Consider the following 19,596-nt stretch of genomic DNA (forward strand, 5'->3'; position numbering starts at 1 on the left):
GGCGGCGCCGCCGACGGCAGGGCGAGCACGGCCGCCTCATGAGGCCGCGGTGCCGTCCGGCCGCTGCGCCACAGCGGAATTCACGCCCCTGGACGCGTGGGATTCGATGAGCCGGCTCGCGTGGTCGAGGATGCAGCGCAGGCCGTACTCGAAGTTCCGGTCGTCCGGTGCGCCCGACCGCAGGCCCCTGGCCATCGCGTCGGCGAGCAGCGGTGTCGTCTCCGGCTCGATCAGGATGCTGTCGTAGTACGCCCGGCCCTCCGCGTCCAGTTCCGTGTTCTTGTCGTAGAGTCGTTGCAGCACAACGGATCCGCGAATATGGAGATTGATCGTGGAGTAGGTGTCGATGGCCTCGTCGGCCGACAGACCCGCCTCCACGAGGCTGGCCACCGTCCGCTCCACCTGCTCGGCCCCGATCCGGCCGGCATGCTGACTGAGCGCCGATCTGATCAGGATCAGATCGCACAGAATCGGGTTCGTCAGGAAGATGTGCCGCATGGTGCGGGCGTGGTCGCGGAGCGTCTCACGCCAGTTGCCGGCCTCGACGAACGGTGCGGGCAGCGCGTAGACGTACAGCCGCAGCGCCCGATCGGTCATCGCGTTGAGCAGGTCGTCCTTCTTGCGGAAGTACCAGTAGATGCTGGTGACCCCGACGTCGAGATGCCGTCCGAGCAGCGGCATGCTCAGCCCGTCGATCGAAACCTGTTCCGCGAGTTCGAAGGCGCCGTCGATGATGTCGTCCGGGTTCAGCGAGCCGCGCTCGCGGCGCCGCCGCTTCTGGGCCGTCCCTCGGGAGTTCCGGGCCGCCATGGCTACCCTCCCGTGCCCCAGGCGCCGGTGAACACCGGTGCGCGTTTCTCGGCGAACGCCGCGAACGCCTCGATGACATCGGCGCCCGACAGGTTGATGGCCTGGGCGCGTGCCTCGCCGGCGAGGGCCTCGCGCATCGTCCGGTCGGTGCCGTCGTTCAGCAGGGACTTGGTCTGCGCGAGCGCTTTCGGCGGCCCCGCCGCCAGCCCGGCCGCCAGCTCGTCGGCGAAGCCGTCGATGGCCTCGTCGGGTTTCACCCAGGTCACCAGCCCGAGCGACCGCGCCTCCTCGGCGCCGATCATCTCGGCCAGCATCGCCAGGCGCTTGGCCTGTTGCAGGCCGACGAGCTTGGGCAGCAGCCAGGACCCGCCGCAGTCCAGCGACAGGGCCCGGCGGGTGAAGATCTCGCAGAACCGCGCGTCGGGCGTCGCTACCACCAGATCGCAGCCCAGCGCGAGATTCAACCCGGCTCCGGCCGCCACGCCGCGGACCTTCGCCAGGGTGGGCACCGGGAGGTCGTGCAGTTGCTGTACGGCCTCGTTGATGGCCAGCATCTCCTTGCTGGGATCGGGGAACTCGTCGACTCCGGCGGCATCGGAGATGTCGGCGCCCGAGCAGAACGAGCCGCCGGCGCCGGTCAGGATCACCGCGCGCACGTCGTTGCCATAGGTCACCTGGCGGAACACGTCGCGCAGTGCCGCCCAGAGTTCGCGGGTGACGGCGTTCTTGCGATGCGGGCGGTTCAGCGTCAGGGTCAGCACGCTACCGGACCGTTCGGTGAGCAGGACCGGCTCGTCGGCGGAACTCAGTTCGCCGGCAAGTGGTTTCGCCGTGTCCGGTGCCGTGTGCCCGGTCGCCTCGTCGGTCGCGGTCGTGGTGGCGTTCTGTTCGCTCACTGTGTCGTCCTTTCGGGTCCGGGTCGGCGGATCGGGTGGTCGGCCTCGATTCCGAGGGCGCCGGTCGCGCGCAATCGGGCGATGTCGTCCGTATCGAATCCCACTGCGGCCAGGGCACTGTCGGTGTGCTCGCCGAGGCCGGGGATGGCGCCCATGGGAGGCTCGTATCCGTCGGCAGCACCCGGCCGGCGACGTAGGAGGCGGTCGTCCTGATGCTCATCGCAGCCTCCCTATCGCTGAATTCTCCTGTGACTCAGGCAATGACATCGAACGTCACCGGTAATGCGTTGGGCGAGCGGAACGGCTGGCCGAAGATGTGCGGATCCTCCTGCGTCAGCAGGGTGAACCCGGTCAACCGGCTCAGCAGCGATTCCACGGCGACCCGCGTCTCCATCCGGGCCAGATGCAGACCCAGGCAGGTGTGCGCCCCGGCGGTGAAGCTGATGTGCGGGACGTGATTCCGGAAGATGTCGAATTCCTCCGGCCGCTCCCAGCGGTTCTCGTCGCGGTTGGCCGAGCCCAGGCACACGTCCAGCACCGCGCCCCGGGGGAGGGCGACCCCTTCCAGTTCGGCGTCCTCGGTCACGTACCGCTGCACCAGGGTCAGCGGCGTCTCGTAGCGCAGCCCCTCCTCGACGGCCTGGGGAATCAGATCGTGCTTGCGCTGTATCGCCTCGAACTGGTCCGGATGCCGCAGCAGCAGGTACAGCAGATTTCCGGAGGACCGGTAGGTGGTCTCCAGCCCGGCCGGCAGCAGCAGCCGCAGGAACGAGTAGATGGCCTCGTCGGTCAGCTTCTCCCCGTCGACCTCGGCGGCCACCAGGTCGCCGATGATGTCGTCGGTCGGCTTCGACCGGCGCTGCTCGATGTGGCCGAGGAAGTACTCCTTCAGGTCGTTGGAGGCTTGCAGCGCCCGCGGCACCTTGTCGGCGTAGCTGATGATCGCCACCGCCGCCTTGCGGAAGAACGGCAGATCCTCCTCGGGCAGCCCGAGCAGCCGCGCGATCACACGGGTCGGGAACTCGAAGGTGAACTCCTTGATCAGGTCGGCGCTGCCCCGGTCGGCGAACTCGTCGATGAGCGCGGCGCAGATCGGCCGGACGATCTCCGGTTCCCAGCGCTGGAGCGACTGCGGCTTGAATGCGGTGGCCACCAAATTCCGGTGTGCCCGATGGGCTTTGCCGTCCATCGCGAGAATGGTCGGGCCCATGAAGACTCCGATGGTGGAGTCGTAGAGCTTGGAGCTGAACACCTGACTGTTGCGCAGCGCCGTATTGGCGGCGGCGTAGGAGACCGCGGCGTAGGTGTCCGACGGGCGCAGTGACTCCGGTGTCTTGGAGTAGTCCATGACCGTCCCGTGAAAGACACCTCCCTCCCGCCGCCGCGCGGCGAAGAACGGGTACGGGTCACGAAGGTCGAGAGTGCTCCCGGCCGTCACCGATTCGTCTTGAACGGGGATATCCACAGTTCACCTCTGCGTCGTTACCGAGCGGCTCGTGGGCGGTATAAGTTACTGTAATTAATACAGTATAAGCGATTGCCCGTTTCCGCGTCGTGTTCGGGCCGTGCCCGGCCGGGCGCGCGGCGGAGGGGTCACAGCTGAATCGGCGTCCCCGCCACCAGCGGTGCGACGAACCCGCCGTCGACGTGAATGTCCTGACCGTTGATCCAGCGCGCCTGCGGCGAACCGAGAAACGCGATCACGGGCACGATGTCGTCCACGGTGGCGTGCCTGCCGACCGCGGCCTTCACCGTGTCGAGCACGTCCTTGCCCATCGACTCCTCGAAATCGGGGAGGATCGGCGTCTCGACCGGACCGGGGCTGACCGTGTTCACCCGGATGCCGTACTTCTGCCAGGCCGCGGGCGCCAGCCGCTTGGCGAAGACGATCGCGGCCTGCTTCGAGGTGCTGTACACCGGATAGTCCGGATCCTGTTGTGCCTGCCAGTGTTCGACGGCCGCGCCGTCGGTGGCGTCGAGCAGGCCCGCGAGGTCGTCCACGCGCTGCTGCCAGCCCAGTGCCGCCACCGACGCGACGGTGACGATCGCGCCGTCGCGGCGCAGCAGCGGGAGCATGCCCGCGGCCATCAGCCGCATGCCGAGGTAGTTCACCTTCAGCACGTCCGCCGCGGGCGCCGTGCCCGGCACGCCGGCGACATAGGACAGCAGGTCCCAGCCCGGGCCGATCCGGTCCAGCAGCGCCGCGATCGCCGCGGCGTCGCGCAGGTCGCACTGCTCGTGCCGGGCCGCCGGGGTGTCGTTGGGGTGCAGGTCGACTGCGAGGACGAAGTCGCCCTGTTCGTGGAAGTGCGCGGCGGTCGCCGCGCCGATTCCGGACCCGGCGCCCACCACGACGACCTTGCGTTTCTCGGATGTCATGAATACCACCGTTCCGGCCGGACGGGCGTTATAGAATGATTGACAGTAAGGGTCACTATAAATCACTCTAGTGGTCGCGACAACGGGCCGGTCCACCCCGGCCGAGCAGCACAGCACGCAACGAAAGAGCCCCTCATGAGCATGCCGATCGTCGACGACGCCGCGAAGGTACTGGCCGATCCGACTGCCTACGCCGACGAGGCCAGGCTGCACGGTGCACTGACCGAACTGCGGGCGAAGGCTCCGGTGTCGCTGGTCGATGTGCCCGGGTACCACCCGTTCTGGGCGATCACCAGGCACGCCGACATCATGGCGATCGAGCGCGCCAACCGGCTGTTCACCAACTGGCCCCGGCCGGTGCTGATGACCGCCGCGTCGGACGAGATGCAGGCCTCGGCCGGGATTCGCACGCTGATCCACATGGACGAGCCGCAGCATCGCGTCGTCCGGGCGATCGCCGCGGACTGGTTCAGCCCGAAATCCATGAAGGCCATGGGCGAACGGATCGAGCAGCTCGCGAAGCAGTACGTCGACAAGATGCGCGACGCCGGGGGCGAATGCGACTTCGTGCGGGAGGTCTCGGTGAACTTCCCGCTGTACGTGATCATGTCGCTGCTCGGCGTTCCCGAGGCGGACTTCCCGCGGATGCTGAAGCTCACCCAGGAACTGGTCGGCAGCGACGACGACGAACTGCGGCGCAGCGCACCGCCGGACGAGACGATGAACTCGCTGCTCGAGATGTTCGCCTACTTCCAGCATCTGACGGCGGCCTGGCGGGAGCACCCCACCGGCGATCTCGGATCCACGATCGCGAACGCCCGCATCGACGGCGAGCCGCTCTCGGACGTCGACACCATGTCGTACTACGCCATCATCGCCACGGCCGGGCACGACACCACCAGCAGCAGTATCTCCGGCGGGTTGCGCGCGCTCATAGAACATCCCGAGCAGCGGGAACTGTTGCGCGCCAACATGGATTCGATGCCGCGGGCGACGGAGGAGATCGTCCGCTGGGTCACGCCGGTCAAGGCATTCATGCGCACCGCCGCCGAGGATACGACCGTGCACGGCGTTCCGATCGCCGCGGGGGAGTCGGTGCTGCTGTCCTATGTGTCCGGCAATCGTGACGAGGACGTCTTCGCCGACCCGTTCCGCTTCGATATCGAGCGCGAGCCGAACAAGCATGCCGCGTTCGGCTTCGGTGTGCATTTCTGTCTCGGCGCCGGACTGGCCCGGATGGAGATCACCAAGTTCCTCACCGAGCTGCTGCCGCGACTGCGGTCGATCGAGTTGAACGGCGAGCCGGAACTCAGCGCGACGACCTTCGTCGGCGGGCTCAAACATCTCCCGATCCGCTACTCGCTGAGGTGAACGGAGGACGTGTCATGACGAATGCTCAGACCTGGAAAGCTGAGACCTGGAAAGAGACGCTCGAGGATCTCGAGCGCCGCCGGGACCGCGTGCGGGCGATGGGCGGGCCCGAGCGGGTCGCCAAGCATCACGGCAAGGGTGAGCTGGACGCGCGGGCGCGCATCGAAAGGCTGCTCGACCCGGGCACTTTCCAGGAGTTCGGAACCCTCGTCGGGGGTGAGGTCGCGGCTGATGCGATCGTGACCGGAGCGGGCCTCGTCAACGGAACGCCGGTGATGGTGGGGGCGGAGGACTTCACGACCCAGGCCGGAACCATCGCGCCGGGCAGCAATGCCAAACGGTATCGGCTGGCCGAACTCGCGGTGCGCAACAAGGTGCCGCTGGTGATGTTGCTGGAGGGCGCGGGTTTCCGGGCCACCGGCAGCCATTACGGCCGCACTCCGACCGACCTGCTGGCGCAGGCGCGATGCTCCGGCCGGGTGCCGACGGTCACCGGCGTGCTCGGCCCCTCGGCCGGGCACGGCGCCCTGGTCGCGCCGGTGTCGGATTTCTCGATCATGAGCCGCCGGGGCGCGATCTTCACCGCCGGGCCGCCGGTGGTGAAAGTATCTACGGGAGAGGATATTTCGAAGGAGGATCTCGGCGGGCCGGAGGTCGCGCTGCCGAGCGGGGTGATCCACAACCTGGCCGAGACCGACGAGGACGTGCTCGACGAGATCCGCCGTTACCTGTCCTACTTCCCGCCGAGCGCGTGGTCCTATCCGCCGGTGTATCTGCCCGACGATTCCACCCGTCCGCGCGCCACACCCGAACTGCTGGACATCATCTCCCGCGACAACCAGCACACCTACGATATGCGCGCCGTACTGGACGTCGTCTTCGACGGTACCGACTGGTTCGAGGTACAGCCCGGTTTCGGCGAGGCGATCATCTGCGCCCTCGCCCATCTCGGCGGCCACCCGGTCGCCGTGGTGGCCAATCAGCCACAGGTGCTGGCGGGTTCGATCGACTCCGCCGCCGCCGACAAGGCCGCCCACTTCATCTCGGTCGCCGACGCCTTCCACCTCCCGATCGTCTTCCTGGCCGACAACCCGGGCATGCTCCCGGGCGGCGAGTCCGAGCGAGAGGGCGTATTACGCAGTGGCGCAAGGATGTTCGTAGCCCAGACCACGGCAACCACCCTGAAGGTCCACCTCACCCTGCGCAAGGCGTACGGATTCGGCTCCATGGTGATGTCCCTGATCGGATTCGACGGCCAGGAGTCGACCTTCGCCTACCCGGGCGCAACTATGGGTGCCATGGGAGCCGCGGCCCTGAGCAACGCCTCCCAGGCCGAGGACGAACTCGCCGCCGCACTACGCGATATGGAATTGCAGGCGTCATACCACTCGGCGGAGCACATGGGTTTCGACGAACTCATCAGCCCGGAGGAGACACGAAACATGTTGCTCCGCTCCGTGCAACGGGGGATCTATGCGCGCCAGTCCGCCGCCGAGCCGGTGACTCGCACGGCCGTCATGCCCTGACCACGCCGCAGAGGGAGGCGGTCCGGGGTCTACCGGCCGGCCATCACGATTCGCCTTCGGGGTGGGTGTTCCACTGACTGGTGGTGGCGTCCCAGGTGCCGACGGCTACGGACTGGTCGAGCAGCGGGTTCAGGCATTGGGCGAGGGCGGACAGGGCGGCGTCGAGGCGATGCAGCTCGGGCGGCAGCGAGCTGGAGCGGGCCTCCTCGTGGTAACCGGCTTCCCATTGGGGGCCGGGGCTGGTGATGGCGGCCGGCAGGTCGAGTCGGGCGCGCCGTTGTTGCTGAATATGTAGTGCCGATGTGGTTTTGGCTGCATCGAGTGGGAACCGGCGGATGATGAGCAGCAGATCGACCAGGTCATGCCAGCGGGTGGAGGGAGTCGCATCGGTGCCGTGGATCTCATACATGGCGGCAACTTTGTCGGCGACCTGATCGGCCAGCGACAGGCAGCGGAACCTGGGTAGGTCGGCGATGTCGGGGATCTGGAGAATCGTTCTCGGGGCGACTCGGTCGATATCGGAGGCCAGCGTGGTTCGGATGGACAGGTCGACCGGGAAGGTGTGGACTCGGGTCGCGCCGAGGTAGACCGTCGCGATGAGCTGGGCGGCGTCGCTGGTTCCAGGGTCATTCTTGCCGCGCTGGATTTCGAAGATGAACGGGTCGAGGTCGCTGGCTCGGTCGCAGAGTTGCTGTAGTTCCACGACGGCTTGGGTCGCGTCGACGTCGAGGCGCAGCAGGTCGGCGTCGCGGCTGTGGCGCGCACCGTCAGTGATACGCACCAGCAGCCCCGATCCACCCTTGAGAACCCAGGGGCTGTCGGGATCGAGGAAGACTCTGCCCAGGAACCGGAAGAGATAGAACTCGCGGTGGAGTTCGGCGGCTGGGCGGCCGGTTGCCTTGGCAAGTTGCCGGACTTTGGCGTTGATCGACATCCGCACTGCGGATCCTGATCGGCCGGGTCGGTTCAGGACGACTCCTCGTTGGCGGCACCGTGCCCGTGTGGCGCGGTGAGGTTGTGGGTGATCAGGTTACGGATCTGGCCGATCAAGTCGGCCCACGCGGGCGATGAGACCAGTGCGTCGAGGGCTGCGTCGCGCACCGCGGCGGGGACCGGTGCGCTGGTGTCGAGTGCGGCTGCCCTGAGCGCGGCGAGGTCCAGGGTGGAGGTGGGAATCCCGGCTTGCTGAACGAATTCGGCAACGAGGCCGGTGCCGTCGCCGGGGCGGAGTCCGTAGTAGTGAGCGTAGGAACGGAGCGCCTCGGCGACCTGGGCGGAGGTGGTGTCTCCGGTGAGGATGGCGTCGCGCACAACCGTGGCGAGGTGGCCGCCGTCGGTGCGGTCGGCGGCAAGGTCGACGACGGTGCGCAGGGGGCGGGTTACGGGAAGACCGTCGATACGGCGCCAGTCCTTTCGCTCGAGTGTTCCGCCGCGGAAGGCGACGTCGGGGCTGCGAGTGTGGCGGCGCTTCGGGACGGTGAAGACGTTGACATCGGCGTCGAGGTCACCGAGGTCTTGCAGCACCGCCGCGGAGCGATGCGACACCACGCCGACGGGCACCTGGTCACGCAGTCGGTCGGCGGCGCGGCGTTTGGGTTCCAAGGCCAGCCATTCCGCGCGCAGCGTTTCGAGGGAGGACTCGGGGGCGCCGGAGAGTCGGTACACGCCGTGGCGTAACCGGACGAGCAGTCCGCGGTCCGTGTAGCGCTTGAGCTGTAGCGGGCTGACACCGATTCCAGCGGTCTGGCCGGTGGTGAGCAGGCCCCACTGTCCCTCTGCCAGGTCGGCTAGGGCCAGGAGATGCTCATCAGTCATGCACCAATAATATCACCATGTGCATCAATAATTGCCGCCAGAGTGAAATTATTGGTGCGCACAAGCTCTGTTGAGGTGCGCACCGTCGCCCCTGGCGGTGCACGACTTCGAACTGGCCCCGCTTGACGGAGACGTCAGCCGCGCCCGATCTGCCTTCCTTGCTCCGTCTCACATGTGCCCCACCCCCTGCGCGCGCTGGACAGCGCGTGCCGCTGGGGTGTTCGAGTGTGGCTGTGGGGGACTCTTGTGCAAGAGGCTACCGATAGGTATACAGTAGACATATCTATTCGACCTGCGGCAAGTTGTTCGGCGGCGGGAGGTGGCCCTGAGATGGACTGGTACGCCGGGCTATTGGACCAGGTTGGACTGTATGACCGTGCCGACGGAACGACGTTGATGACCGGCTCGGGTGCCGGGCACTGCTGAATGACCATCCGGCGAACTGGAAGGACGCTGATGACCGCGCTCGACTACAAGGCGATCGATGTCGACAATCACTACTACGAGCCGCTCGACGCATTCACCCGGCACCTGGACCGGAAGTTCCGGCGGCGCGGCGTGCAGATCGTGCAGGACGGCAAGTACCACACCGCGATCATCGGCGACCGGGTGAATCGGTTCATTCCCAACCCGACCTTCGATCCGATCATCGTCCCGGGCTGTCTGGATCTGATCTTCCGCGGTCAGGTGCCCGAGGGCGTCGATCCGGCGACGCTGATGCGGGTCGAAAGCCTGGAACTGCGGCCGGAATACCGCGATCGCGACGCCCGCGCCGCGGTGGTCGACAAGCAGGGGATCGAGACCGTCTTCCTGTTCCCGACCTTCGGCTGCGGCGTGGAGGAGGCGCTGCGCGACGATATCGAGGCCACGATGGCGTCGCTGCACGCGTTCAATCTGTGGCTGGACGAGGACTGGGGTTTCGACCGGCCGGACCACCGGATCATCGCGGCGCCGATGATTTCGCTGGCCGATCCGGAGGAGGCCGTGGCGGAGGTCGATTTCGTGCTGGCGCGCGGTGCGCGCGTCGTCCATGTGCGGCCGGCCCCGGTGCCCGGCGCGGGCAAGCCGCGTTCGCTGGGGCATCGCGCGCACGATCCGGTGTGGGCGCGGCTGGCCGAGGCGAACGTGCCGGTCGCGTTTCATCTGGGCGACAGCGGATATCTGAAGATCGCCGCCATGTGGGGCGGGAAGGACACCTTCGAGCCGTTCGGCGGTCCGGGCGACGCGCTGGACAAGGTCCTGGTCGACGACCGGGCCATTCACGACACGATCGCCTCGATGGTCATTCACGGTGTGTTCGACCGTCATCCGGCGTTGCGGGTGGCCAGCATCGAGAACGGGTCGGATTTCGTTGCGCGGCTGTGCAAGCGGATGAAGAAGCTGGCCAACCAGTCGCCGAGGTCGTTCCCGAACGATCCGGTGGACACCCTGCGCGAACACGTCTGGGTGGCACCGTATTACGAGGACGATCTGCCGCGGCTGGCGGAGACGCTGGGCGTCGACCGCATCCTGTTCGGGTCGGACTGGCCGCACGGCGAGGGGCTGGAGGAGCCGGTGGCGTTCACCGGCGAGCTGACCGCCTTCGACGCGGGCGATGTGCGAAAGATCATGCGCGACAACGCCCTCGAATTCCTGGGCGTACCGGTCGCGGCGGCCGCGTGAGGGCGGGACGGGGACTGCTCTGATGGGTATGCCACCACCCGCGGCCCGTCGCCGCGAGAACCGGCCGCGCCGCCGACCGGGGTCCGGTACCGGGGGGCCGCGGTGACGGAATGGAGTATCGCCGCGGCGTTCGACGCCGTCGCGACCGCGGTGCCGGACCGGACGATGACCGTCTGCGGCGGCCGCAGAAGCACATTCGCCGAGTCCGCGCTGCGCACCCGCCGGTTCGCCAACTATCTGGCGGCCCGCGGTTTCGGCGAGCAGACCCCGCGAGACCGGCTCGACCGGTGGGAATGCGTCCAGGACCGGATCGCGCTGATCATGCGCAACGACCGGTATCTCGACGCGCTGATCGGCTGTATGAAGGCCCGGGCCGTCCCGGTCAACGTCAACTACCACTACACGCGCCGGGAGATCCGCGAGCTGCTGGCCTATATCCGGCCGCGCGGCATCGTCTACCACCGGTCGTTCGGCCCGCTCCTGGCCGAGGCCGTGCCGGACGGCGTGGAGCTGCTGGTGTCGGTCGACGACGGTGCCGAGACCGCCGAGCCGGCGGGCGCGGTGCCGTTCGAGGACGTGGTGACTCTCGGTGACGCCGAGCGGGTCATCGCGACGACGCCCGACGACCTGATCATGCTGTGCACCGGCGGTACCACCGGGCGGCCCAAAGGCGTGCTGTGGCGGCAGAGCGATCTGTACGTGTCGGCGATGAACGGCGCCGATCACGAATCCGCCTCGGCCCTGCACGATCTCGCCCGTTCGACCGGTCAGGTCTGGTACGCGGTCTCGCCGCTGTCGCACGCCGCCGGCATCATGACCGCGTTCGCCGGACTGCTGGCCGGACAGACCATCGTCCTGTACGACGACCGGAACTCCTTCGACCCGCGGGTCGCCATCGACACCGCACGGCGCGAGAACGCGGCCCTGATGACGATCGTGGGCGATGCCTACGCCGGACCGCTGGTGCGCGAACTGCGTTCGGGCGGAGCCGATCTGCCGTCCTTGTTCGCCATCGGGACGGGCGGAGCGGCGACCAACCCGCAGCACAGACGGCAGCTGCTGGAACTGCTTCCGCACGTGATGATCGTGGAGGGGTACGGCGCGTCGGAGACCGGTGGCATGGCCTACGGGCGAAGTAAGCACGGCGCCGAGGTCGAGACCTTCGAGCCCATGCCCGGCGGCACGGCCGTATCGCACGACCGCACGCGCTTTCTCGAACCGGGCGACCCGGAGACCGGCTGGGCCGCCAGGATCGGCCGAGTTCCCCTGGGCTACTTCGACGATCGCGAGGCCACCGAGCGGACGTTCCCGGAGATCGACGGGCGCCGGACGGCCGTCCCCGGCGATCGGGCGAGGATCGACGCCGACGGCACGCTGCGGCTGCTGGGCCGAGATTCGCTGGTGATCAACACCGGCGGCGAGAAGGTGTTCGTCGAAGAGGTCGAGCAGGTACTGCGGGCACACCCGGGAATCTCCGACGCCCTGGTGGTGGGCCGGCCGAGCCCGCGCTGGGGCCAGGAGGTCGTGGCGCTGGTGTGCCGCCTGCCGGGCGAGGACGTCACCGACCGGGCGCTGCGGGAGGCGTGCAAGCGCGAGCTCGCCGGATTCAAGGTGCCGAAGGAGTTCGTGTTCGTGGCGGAGATCCGGCGCCTCGGCAACGGCAAGCCCGACTATCGATGGGCCGCGCGGCGCGCCTCGCAGGAGATCGGTTCGGAGAGTGTCGGTTCGGAGGAAGTAGGGGCATGACTGTGCGCAAAGTGATCGACGGCCTGGTGAACGTTCATTTCGGCGAGCGCGAGCAGCCGTCCTGGATGCAGAAGGTGCGCGACGACTATTTCAAGGGCCCCGCCTCGCTGTACGCCCAGGTGGATCTCGCCGAGTTGCTGGAGGAGATGGACGAGCAGGGTGTCGAGAAGGCCGTTCTGATGTATTCGATGGCGAAACCGTCGAATACCGCGCTGAAATTCGCCGAGGCGCGGCCGGACCGCTTCTCGCTGGCGATCAACGGGGTCGACCTGCTGCATCCGGTCGCCTCCCTGCGCGAACTCGACGCCCTGGTGCGTGACCTTCCGGTGACCTATACGGCGGCGGGGCCGAGTTTCTGGGGCGACGGACAATATCCGCCGACCGACGCCGTCTACTATCCGCTGTACTACAAATGCGCGGAGCTGGGCCTGCCGCTGTGCATGAACACCGGAATTCCGGGACCGCCGATTCCGGGTGAGGTACAGAATCCGATCTACCTGGACCGGGTGTGCTACCGGTTCCCGGAACTCCGGTTGTGCATGATCCACGGCGCCGATCCGTGGTGGGACACCGCGATCCGGCTGCTGTTGAAATACGAGAACCTGCGCATGATGACGTCGGCGTGGTCGCCCAAGCGGCTGCCGGAGAGTCTGTTGCACTTCATGCGGACCAGGGGCAAGCAGAAGGTGATCTTCGGATCGGATTGGCCGGTGCTGGCCATGCGCCGCGTGGTGCCCGAGGCGCTGGCGCTCGACCTTCCCGAGGACGTGCTGGACAACTATCTCTACAACAACGCCGAGGAATTCTTCTTCGCCGGCCGATCCGTCGGCGACCAGGGCGCGCGCCGGAACGAGGAGTGAGGACGATGGATCGCTACGAATTGCGCAGGCAGGATTACAGCCTGTCCGAGGACCAGACGGAACTTCAGGCGGTGTACGCGAAATTCTTCAAGTCGCGGTGCCCGCTGGAGGTGGTGCGCGCGGCGGAGCCGACGGGCTTCGACAAGAATCTGTGGGAGCAGCTGTGCGCGACCGGAGCGACCACGATGGCACTGCCGGAAACGGCGGGCGGTGACGGCGCGACACTGGTCGACCTCGCCCTGGTCGCGGAGGAACTCGGCCGCGTCCTCGCGCCGGTGCCGTGGATCGACCATGTCTGCGCGGTCCGGCTGCTCGCGCGGCTGGGGGCACTGCCGCCCGGCACCGACGGTGCGGCCGAGGTGGCCGAGGGCAGGCAGGTGGTCGCGCTGGATCCGCGCCTGGATTCCACCGCGGGGCGCCGGCTCATCGCGTCGGGATCGGTCGCCGATCACATCGTGCTGCGCGACGGCGACGACATCGTCCGGCTGAGCCCTGCCACCCGGCCGGCGCAGGTCGACAACATCGGCCGCATGCCGATGGCGTGGGTCGACCCGGCCGCGGTCGATCAGCGGACCGTGCTGGCGACCGGGTCCGCGGCGCCGGCGGACTACGAGCGGGCCCTCGACGAATGGCGGGTGCTCACCGCGGCCGCGCTGGTCGGTCTCGTCGACGAAACCCTGCGCGTGGCAGTCGAATTCGCGAAGAACCGCTACACCATGGGTGTGCCGATCTCGACGTTGCAGGGCATCTCCCATCCGCTGGCCAATATCGCGATCGTCGTCCAGGGCGGCCGCAACCTGGTCCGGCGGGCGGCCTGGTTCCTCGAATACGAACCGGATGTGCAGCCCGAACTCGCGTCGGCCGCCTTCGTGTATCTGGCCGAGGAGGCGGCCCGGGCGGCGACCATGGCGGTGCACGTGCAGGGCGGACTGGGCGTCGCGACGGAGTCGGCCGCGTCGGCATATCTGTTGCGCGCCAGGGGATGGCCGCTGGCGGCGGGCGACCCGGGCGCCAGCGCGGTCCGTGTCGCCGAACTCGCCGCGCGCACGTAGCAAGGAGTTACCGATGGACTTTTCCCGAGTCGAACTCTCCGCGGACGACGCGGCATTCCACGATCGCGTACGGCAGTTTCTCGACACCCACGTCACCGACGACGTCCGGCGGCGCGATCGCGAAACCGGTGACAACTTCGACGAAGGTGTGCACCTGGCGATGGGCGCCGACGGGTGGCTGTCGGCCGAGATGAACACCGGCGCCGACGGCGGGATGACCCGGGTGCAGCGACGGATCTGGGATCTGGAGAAGCGGCGCGTGCACGTCCCGTGGGTCACCTGGGGCACCACGATCATCGTGGCGCAATCCGTGCGGCAGTTCGGATCACCCGAGTTGCGGGCGGAGGTGCTGCCGCGGGTGCCCACCGGCGAGGTCCGGTTGTGCCTGGGCTACACCGAGCCCGACGGCGGGTCCGATGTCGCGACGTGCAAGACCCGCGCGGTGCGCGACGGGGACGGCTGGATCGTCAACGGCGCCAAGATGTTCACCACCGGCGCGCACAACTGCCAATACGTCTTCCTGATCACGAACACCGACCCGCAGGCGCGAAAGCACAAGAGCCTCACCATGTTCCTGGTGCCGCTGGACACCCCGGGCATCGAGATCCAGGGCATCCGGACGGTGGACGGGGATCGCACCAACATCGTCTACTACGGCGATGTGCGCGTTGCCGACAAGTACCGGCTGGGCGAGGTGAACGACGGCTGGCGGGTGCTCATGGAACCGCTGAGCGTCGAGCACGGCGTGGTCGACGCGGACGCGGACGGCCTGCAGGACGTCTCGGTCCTGGTGCACCAGGGCACGGTCATGGCCGTCTCGGCCGACCGGGTCGCGGCGGCAGCGGGCCGTCGGGGACCGGACGGCCGCCGGCTGCTCGACGACGGATCGGTCGGATATCGGCTGGGCCGCAGTCTCGCCCGGGTGGAGGCGGCGCTGGCGACGCCGAACATGTTCGGGCGGGTCGCGATCGCGCAGGCGATGCGCGACGTCTCGCCGGACCTGATGGACATTCTGGGGGCCGCGGCGGCGCTGCCGATCGAGACCGACGGCGCCGCCGACGACGGCGGTGCCGAATACCTGTACCGCTGGGCGCCGCTGTGCGGCATCTACGGCGGCACCCTCGAGGTGTTCCGCAACATGATCGCGCAGCACGTGCTCGGCCTCGGACGTCCCAACTACTCACCGCCCAAGGCGAAAACGAGCTGAGAGGAGCGTGCGGCCATGCCGTCACGACAGGTCGGATTTCCGGTGTTCGACGCCGACAATCACATGTACGAGACGCGGGATGCGCTGACCAAGTTCCTGCCCGACCGGGCCAGGAACACGATCCGCTACGTCGATATGGACGGGCGCACGAAGATCGTGGTGCGCAATATGATCAGCGAGTTCATCCCGAACCCCACCTTCTCCGTGGTGGCGAAACCCGGTGCGCAGGAAGACTATTTCCGGCACGGGAACCCGGAGGGGAAGTCCGCCCGGGAGATCATGGGCGAGCCGATGAAGTCGATCCCGGCGTTCCGCGAGCCGGCGGCCCGGCTGGCGAAGATGGACGAACTCGGCATCGACTACGCCCTGATGTTCCCCACCCTGGCCAGCCTGGTGGAGGAGCGGCTCAAGGACGATCCGCGGCTGACCCACGATGTCATCCACGCGCTCAACCAGTGGATGTACGAGCAGTGGACCTTCGACTACGAGGGCCGCATCTTCGCGGTGCCGGTGGTCACGCTGCCGATCGTGGACCGGGCGCTGGAGGAGTTGGAGTGGTGTCTCGAGCGCGGCGCCCGCACCGTGCTGGTACGTCCCGCGCCGGTGCCCGGATTCGAGGGCAGCCGGTCGTTCGGCCTGGAGGAGTTCGATCCGTTCTGGAAAGCCTGTGTGCGGGCGGGGATTCCGGTCTCGATGCACGCCTCGGACAGCGGCTACTCGGACGTGCTGAACGTCTGGGAGCCGGCCGCGGAGTACAAGCCGTTCATTCCCACCGCATTCCGCACCGCCGCCCTGGGCAGCCGCGCGATCGAGGACGCCATGGCGGCGCTCACCTGCCACGGCGCGCTGTCGCGGGTGCCGGACCTGAAGGTGGTGCTGATCGAGAACGGCGCCGACTGGCTGCCGACGCTGTTCCGCAATCTGGAGCACGCCTACGCCAAGCTGCCGCACCTGTTCCCGGAGGACCCGATCGAGGCGTTCAAGCGGTGCGTCTACGTGAATCCCTTCTGGGAGGACAACTATGCCGAGGTCGTCGAGTTGCTGGGTGCCGATCACGTCATTTTCGGCTCCGACTGGCCGCACCCCGAGGGCCTCCAGGATCCGCTGAGCCTGCTCGACTACTTCGGCGGGATCTCCGACGAGGACGTCCGGAAGATCATGGGCGGCAACATGGTGCGACTGCTGGGCCTGGAATCCAAGATCGCTGCCGACTGACCGGGTGTCCTGCTGCTGCGAGCGGACCGATGACCCCGGGCACTCGCTGCCACCCCGTCCCTGCCGAAAGGATCGTGCGCCGGTGACCGCGGAACTACTCGCCGACGATGCCGGCTTCGAGACGGTGACGACACGGGTCGTCGACGTCGACGGCATTCCGATGTCGGCACTGTGCGCCGCGGTGGGCGAGCCTCGCGCCGTGCTGGTGGCCGTGCACGGGGGCGCGACGACCTCGCGATATTTCGACTTTCCGGGCCGGCCGTGGTTGTCGCTGTTGCGCCTCGGTGCCCGGCTCGGCTTCACCGTGCTGGCCGTGGACCGGCCCGGCTACGGCGCGTCCGCACCGCACGGCCAGGTCTTCGACCCACCGGCCCGGCGCGTGGATGCCTGCTATCGCGCGATCGATGCGCTGCTGGAGTCGCGCCCGCGGGGAGCCGGGATATTCCTGCTGTCCCATTCCGCCGGGTGCGATCTGGGTGTGCGGATGGCCGCCGACGCTCGGGGCGCCGGCCTGCTCGGCGTGGAACTGGCCGGCACCGGCCTGCGGAAGCACGCGGACGCGGAACGTCTCATCCAGCAGATGCGCCACACTCGCAGCGCCGCGGCCGTCGGCGCACTGCTCTGGCATCCCGATCACCTGTATCCGCCGGAGATCGTCGGGGGCCGGTCGATCAGCTTCCCGAGCCCCCGGTACGAGGCCGCGGTGGTTCGCGACTGGCCCGCCGACTTCCGGAACCTCGCGGGCCGCGTCACGGTGCCCGTGCGGTTCAGTCACGCCGAGTACGAACGATTCTGGCGCTCGGATCCGGAGGCGCTCGCGGAGATCCGGGGATTGTTCCGTGCCGCACCCCGATTCGTGCCCCACGCCCAGCGCGGCAGCGGGCACAACCTCAGCGTGGGGGTCGCGGCGGCGGCCTATCACCTCGGCGTGCTGTCGTTCGTCGAGGAGTGCGTGCTGCGCTCGGCCGTGCTCGATTCGACAAGGAGTCTGCCGCAATGAAATACGTGCTCGAGTACCCGAGCGAACTGCCGGCGGCGTCCGAGGCGTTCCTGCGGCCGGACGTGATGCGCGAGGTCGTCGCGGCGGCCGAGGCGGCCGGATTCTCCGCGGTGGCGTTGAGCGAGCATCCGGCGCCGTCGGTGAAATGGCGGCGCAACGGCGGGCACAACACTCTCGACCCGATCGCGGCGCTGAGTTTCATGGCGGGGGTCACCGCACGAATTCGGTTGCTCACCAACCTGTATGTCCTTCCGTTCCGCAATCCGTACCTGTCGGCGAAGGCGCTGGGCAGCCTGGACCTGGTCTCGGGGGGACGGCTGATCGCGGGGGTGGGGGCGGGCTATCTGCGCGCCGAGTTCGCGGCGCTGGGAGTCGAGCACGAGCGCCGCGCGGCGCTGCTCGACGAGTCCCTGGCCGCGCTCCGGCAGATCTGGACCGATCCCGAAACTCCCGTCCGGGGAGGTGATTTCGCGGCACCCGGGCCGCTGTGGTTGCAGCGGCCCGCGCAGCGGCCGCACCCGCCGATCTGGCTCGGCGGCAACGGCCCGCCCGCGTTGCGGCGCGTGGTGCGGCACGGCGACGGCTGGATGCCGATCATCGCCGATGCGGCCATGGCCGCCGCGATGCGCACCAGTGCCATCGAAACCCCTGAGCAGTTCGGTGCCGGGGTCACCACGCTGCGGCGGAAGCTGGCCGCGGCCGACCGGGATCCCGACTCGGTCGACGTGCAGGTCGTGTGCCCGCATCTCGACTTCGGCGACGCGGATACCGTCCGTGCGGCGGAGGCGTACCTGGACGATCTCGAAAAACGCGGTGCCACTTGGGCCGTGGTGCATGTCGACGGTTCGAGCCCCGAGGCCGCGGTGCGTTTCGTGCGGCGGTTCGGCGAGGTCGTCATCACCGCGCGGTGAGGTGACTGTCCGGCGGCTGGCCAGGCCGCCGCCATATGTATTACTGTAAATGTATCAGTAAGGCTGTCTCGTCCTCGGAGGGCTGGAGGTGTCACGTGAAGGTTCCCTTCACCTGGAAGGTCACCGGGTGGTTCATGGTGGGGTGGTCGGCCGAGTTCCCGCACGGCGAGGTCCGCCCGCTGCGCTACTTCGGTGAGGATCTGGTCGCCTACCGCGACGAATCCGATGAACTGCACATCCTGACCGGCCACTGCCGGCATCTCGGTGCACACATCGGCTACGGCGGAAAGGTGGTGGGCGACTGTGTCGAATGCCCGTTCCACGGGTGGCGATGGGGGCCCGACGGCCGCAATCGCAGGATTCCGGGCGAGGACCGGACGAACCGCGGCCTGCGGTTGCGGGTCTATCCGGTAGTCGAGCGGAACGGCTGCGTATTCATGTGGCACCAGCCGGAGGGCAAGGAGCCGCAGTGGGCCATGCCCGACATTCTCGGGCTGTTCCCGGAGGTCGGAACCTCGCCGACGGGCTACTATCGCCCGTACCCGGAGTTCTCCCGCAAGACCGAGCGCGAGCCCGTGCATCCCCAGGTCGTGCTCGAAAACGGCCCGGACAGTTTGCATTTCGAGTATGTGCACGGCGCCACCGTGACCCCGCGGATGCTGGACTGGAGCGAGATCGACCACACCTGGAACTTCCTCACCGGCTGGCCCGACGCGCGCAGCGACGACCCGGACAAGATGGCGTTGCGGATCCACGCGCAGATGTTCGGTCTCGGCGGTTCCATCAGCGCCTTCGAGGGCTCGTCGAAACACCGGCTCATCTTCGCCACGACGCCCGTCGACGACGAATGCTCGGACCTGTTCTACTCGATCTGGTGGCCGCGGAACCCGGGCGACGACTCCGACGTCCCGCCCCCGGAGGTGCGCGAGCGCGTCGAGAAGCAGTTCCTGGTCACGGTCTGGGAGGACCTCAGCATCTGGCGCCACCAGGAGTACGTCGAGCATCCGCCGTTGTCCCCGAGGGACGCGAAACCCTATCTGTCGCTACGCAAGTGGGCCAAGCAGTTCTACGAGGTGCCGCCGGTGGACACCGCGGGCGCTCCGGTGTGAGCAGTCGGGCATACGGCGTGAGCGACGGGCCCGGAGT

The 19,596-nt window shown here is 68.1% G+C and carries 18 protein-coding genes; 11 read left to right on the top strand and 7 right to left on the bottom strand.

Features of this window, described 5'->3' with window-relative positions; all coding sequences use genetic code 11:
* Window positions 1-36 precede the first annotated feature (36 nt).
* From D892_RS41580 to D892_RS0119835, 5 genes are all read right to left on the bottom strand, one after another.
* Window positions 37-810, bottom strand: a complete 774-nt coding sequence (locus D892_RS41580) for a TetR/AcrR family transcriptional regulator (RefSeq protein ID WP_036567269.1) — start codon at window positions 808-810, stop codon at window positions 37-39.
* Between the two features lie 2 nt (window positions 811-812).
* A complete protein-coding gene (locus D892_RS41585) occupies window positions 813-1,619 on the bottom strand; it encodes an enoyl-CoA hydratase/isomerase family protein (RefSeq protein WP_036569222.1) in 807 nt (268 codons plus the stop codon).
* A gap of 83 nt (window positions 1,620-1,702) precedes the next feature.
* Window positions 1,703-1,861, bottom strand: a complete 159-nt coding sequence (locus tag D892_RS46820) for a hypothetical protein (protein ID WP_156959588.1) — start codon at window positions 1,859-1,861, stop codon at window positions 1,703-1,705.
* A 98-nt stretch (window positions 1,862-1,959) separates the two neighbouring features.
* Window positions 1,960-3,171 (bottom strand): cytochrome P450, encoded by a 1,212-nt coding sequence (locus tag D892_RS0119830; RefSeq protein ID WP_024802922.1) that lies wholly within the window; start codon window positions 3,169-3,171, stop codon window positions 1,960-1,962.
* Between the two features lie 128 nt (window positions 3,172-3,299).
* Window positions 3,300-4,085: an SDR family oxidoreductase gene (locus D892_RS0119835; protein ID WP_024802923.1), complete on the bottom strand. Its 786-nt coding sequence runs from the start codon at window positions 4,083-4,085 to the stop codon at window positions 3,300-3,302.
* A 135-nt stretch (window positions 4,086-4,220) separates the two neighbouring features.
* Here D892_RS0119835 and D892_RS0119840 point away from each other — a divergent pair, with 135 nt between their 5' ends.
* The gene (locus D892_RS0119840; protein ID WP_024802924.1) at window positions 4,221-5,456 is read left to right on the top strand and encodes a cytochrome P450; all 1,236 of its coding nucleotides are present in this window, start codon (window positions 4,221-4,223) and stop codon (window positions 5,454-5,456) included.
* A 14-nt stretch (window positions 5,457-5,470) separates the two neighbouring features.
* Window positions 5,471-6,982: an acyl-CoA carboxylase subunit beta gene (locus tag D892_RS0119845; protein ID WP_024802925.1), complete on the top strand. Its 1,512-nt coding sequence runs from the start codon at window positions 5,471-5,473 to the stop codon at window positions 6,980-6,982.
* 43 nt (window positions 6,983-7,025) lie between these two features.
* On the opposite strand, the gene D892_RS0119850 is transcribed toward D892_RS0119845, so the two are convergent.
* Together D892_RS0119850 and D892_RS0119855 are read right to left on the bottom strand one after the other, a co-directional pair.
* The gene (locus tag D892_RS0119850) at window positions 7,026-7,916 is read right to left on the bottom strand and encodes a nucleotidyl transferase AbiEii/AbiGii toxin family protein (RefSeq protein WP_024802926.1); all 891 of its coding nucleotides are present in this window, start codon (window positions 7,914-7,916) and stop codon (window positions 7,026-7,028) included.
* 32 nt (window positions 7,917-7,948) lie between these two features.
* Entirely contained in the window at window positions 7,949-8,797 is an 849-nt protein-coding gene (locus D892_RS0119855; RefSeq protein ID WP_024802927.1) for a type IV toxin-antitoxin system AbiEi family antitoxin domain-containing protein, read from the bottom strand.
* A gap of 456 nt (window positions 8,798-9,253) precedes the next feature.
* Between D892_RS0119855 and D892_RS0119860 the strand changes: the two genes are divergently transcribed.
* The 9 genes from D892_RS0119860 to D892_RS0119900 all read left to right on the top strand — a co-directional run bounded on the left by D892_RS0119860 (window position 9,254) and on the right by D892_RS0119900 (window position 19,559).
* Window positions 9,254-10,459 carry an amidohydrolase family protein gene (locus D892_RS0119860; protein ID WP_024802928.1) on the top strand — a complete coding sequence of 402 codons (1,206 nt, stop codon included), beginning with the start codon at window positions 9,254-9,256 and terminating at the stop codon, window positions 10,457-10,459.
* 102 nt (window positions 10,460-10,561) lie between these two features.
* On the top strand, window positions 10,562-12,205 hold the full coding sequence (locus D892_RS0119865; protein WP_024802929.1) for an acyl-CoA synthetase: 1,644 nt from the start codon (window positions 10,562-10,564) through the stop codon (window positions 12,203-12,205).
* On the top strand, window positions 12,202-13,065 hold the full coding sequence (locus tag D892_RS0119870) for an amidohydrolase family protein (RefSeq protein WP_024802930.1): 864 nt from the start codon (window positions 12,202-12,204) through the stop codon (window positions 13,063-13,065). The genes D892_RS0119865 and D892_RS0119870 overlap by 4 nt, the downstream gene beginning before the upstream one ends.
* A 5-nt stretch (window positions 13,066-13,070) precedes the next feature.
* Window positions 13,071-14,117, top strand: a complete 1,047-nt coding sequence (locus tag D892_RS0119875) for an acyl-CoA dehydrogenase family protein (RefSeq protein ID WP_024802931.1) — start codon at window positions 13,071-13,073, stop codon at window positions 14,115-14,117.
* Window positions 14,118-14,130: 13 nt separating this feature from the next.
* Window positions 14,131-15,324, top strand: coding sequence for an acyl-CoA dehydrogenase family protein (locus D892_RS0119880; protein ID WP_024802932.1), 1,194 nt, complete (start codon window positions 14,131-14,133; stop codon window positions 15,322-15,324).
* 15 nt (window positions 15,325-15,339) lie between these two features.
* Window positions 15,340-16,539, top strand: a complete 1,200-nt coding sequence (locus D892_RS0119885; protein ID WP_024802933.1) for an amidohydrolase family protein — start codon at window positions 15,340-15,342, stop codon at window positions 16,537-16,539.
* Window positions 16,540-16,621: 82 nt separating this feature from the next.
* On the top strand, window positions 16,622-17,539 hold the full coding sequence (locus D892_RS0119890; protein WP_024802934.1) for an alpha/beta hydrolase: 918 nt from the start codon (window positions 16,622-16,624) through the stop codon (window positions 17,537-17,539).
* Window positions 17,536-18,450 carry a TIGR03619 family F420-dependent LLM class oxidoreductase gene (locus tag D892_RS0119895; protein ID WP_024802935.1) on the top strand — a complete coding sequence of 305 codons (915 nt, stop codon included), beginning with the start codon at window positions 17,536-17,538 and terminating at the stop codon, window positions 18,448-18,450. The genes D892_RS0119890 and D892_RS0119895 overlap by 4 nt, the downstream gene beginning before the upstream one ends.
* A gap of 95 nt (window positions 18,451-18,545) precedes the next feature.
* Window positions 18,546-19,559, top strand: a complete 1,014-nt coding sequence (locus D892_RS0119900; RefSeq protein ID WP_024802936.1) for an aromatic ring-hydroxylating dioxygenase subunit alpha — start codon at window positions 18,546-18,548, stop codon at window positions 19,557-19,559.
* The last annotated feature ends 37 nt before the right edge of the window (window positions 19,560-19,596 follow it).

This window comes from Nocardia sp. BMG51109, from assembly GCF_000526215.1.
Taxonomy (GTDB): domain Bacteria; phylum Actinomycetota; class Actinomycetes; order Mycobacteriales; family Mycobacteriaceae; genus Nocardia.

Coding starts and splice junctions, on each gene's coding strand:
- D892_RS41580 (WP_036567269.1), bottom strand. CDS start 810: ATGGCGGCCCGGAACTCCCGAGGGACGGCCCAGAAGCGGCGGCGCCGC.
- D892_RS46820 (WP_156959588.1), bottom strand. CDS start 1,861: ATGGGCGCCATCCCCGGCCTCGGCGAGCACACCGACAGTGCCCTGGCC.
- D892_RS0119835 (WP_024802923.1), bottom strand. CDS start 4,085: ATGACATCCGAGAAACGCAAGGTCGTCGTGGTGGGCGCCGGGTCCGGA.
- D892_RS0119840 (WP_024802924.1), top strand. CDS start 4,221: ATGAGCATGCCGATCGTCGACGACGCCGCGAAGGTACTGGCCGATCCG.
- D892_RS0119845 (WP_024802925.1), top strand. CDS start 5,471: ATGACGAATGCTCAGACCTGGAAAGCTGAGACCTGGAAAGAGACGCTC.
- D892_RS0119850 (WP_024802926.1), bottom strand. CDS start 7,916: ATGTCGATCAACGCCAAAGTCCGGCAACTTGCCAAGGCAACCGGCCGC.
- D892_RS0119855 (WP_024802927.1), bottom strand. CDS start 8,797: ATGACTGATGAGCATCTCCTGGCCCTAGCCGACCTGGCAGAGGGACAG.
- D892_RS0119860 (WP_024802928.1), top strand. CDS start 9,254: ATGACCGCGCTCGACTACAAGGCGATCGATGTCGACAATCACTACTAC.
- D892_RS0119870 (WP_024802930.1), top strand. CDS start 12,202: ATGACTGTGCGCAAAGTGATCGACGGCCTGGTGAACGTTCATTTCGGC.
- D892_RS0119875 (WP_024802931.1), top strand. CDS start 13,071: ATGGATCGCTACGAATTGCGCAGGCAGGATTACAGCCTGTCCGAGGAC.
- D892_RS0119880 (WP_024802932.1), top strand. CDS start 14,131: ATGGACTTTTCCCGAGTCGAACTCTCCGCGGACGACGCGGCATTCCAC.
- D892_RS0119885 (WP_024802933.1), top strand. CDS start 15,340: ATGCCGTCACGACAGGTCGGATTTCCGGTGTTCGACGCCGACAATCAC.
- D892_RS0119895 (WP_024802935.1), top strand. CDS start 17,536: ATGAAATACGTGCTCGAGTACCCGAGCGAACTGCCGGCGGCGTCCGAG.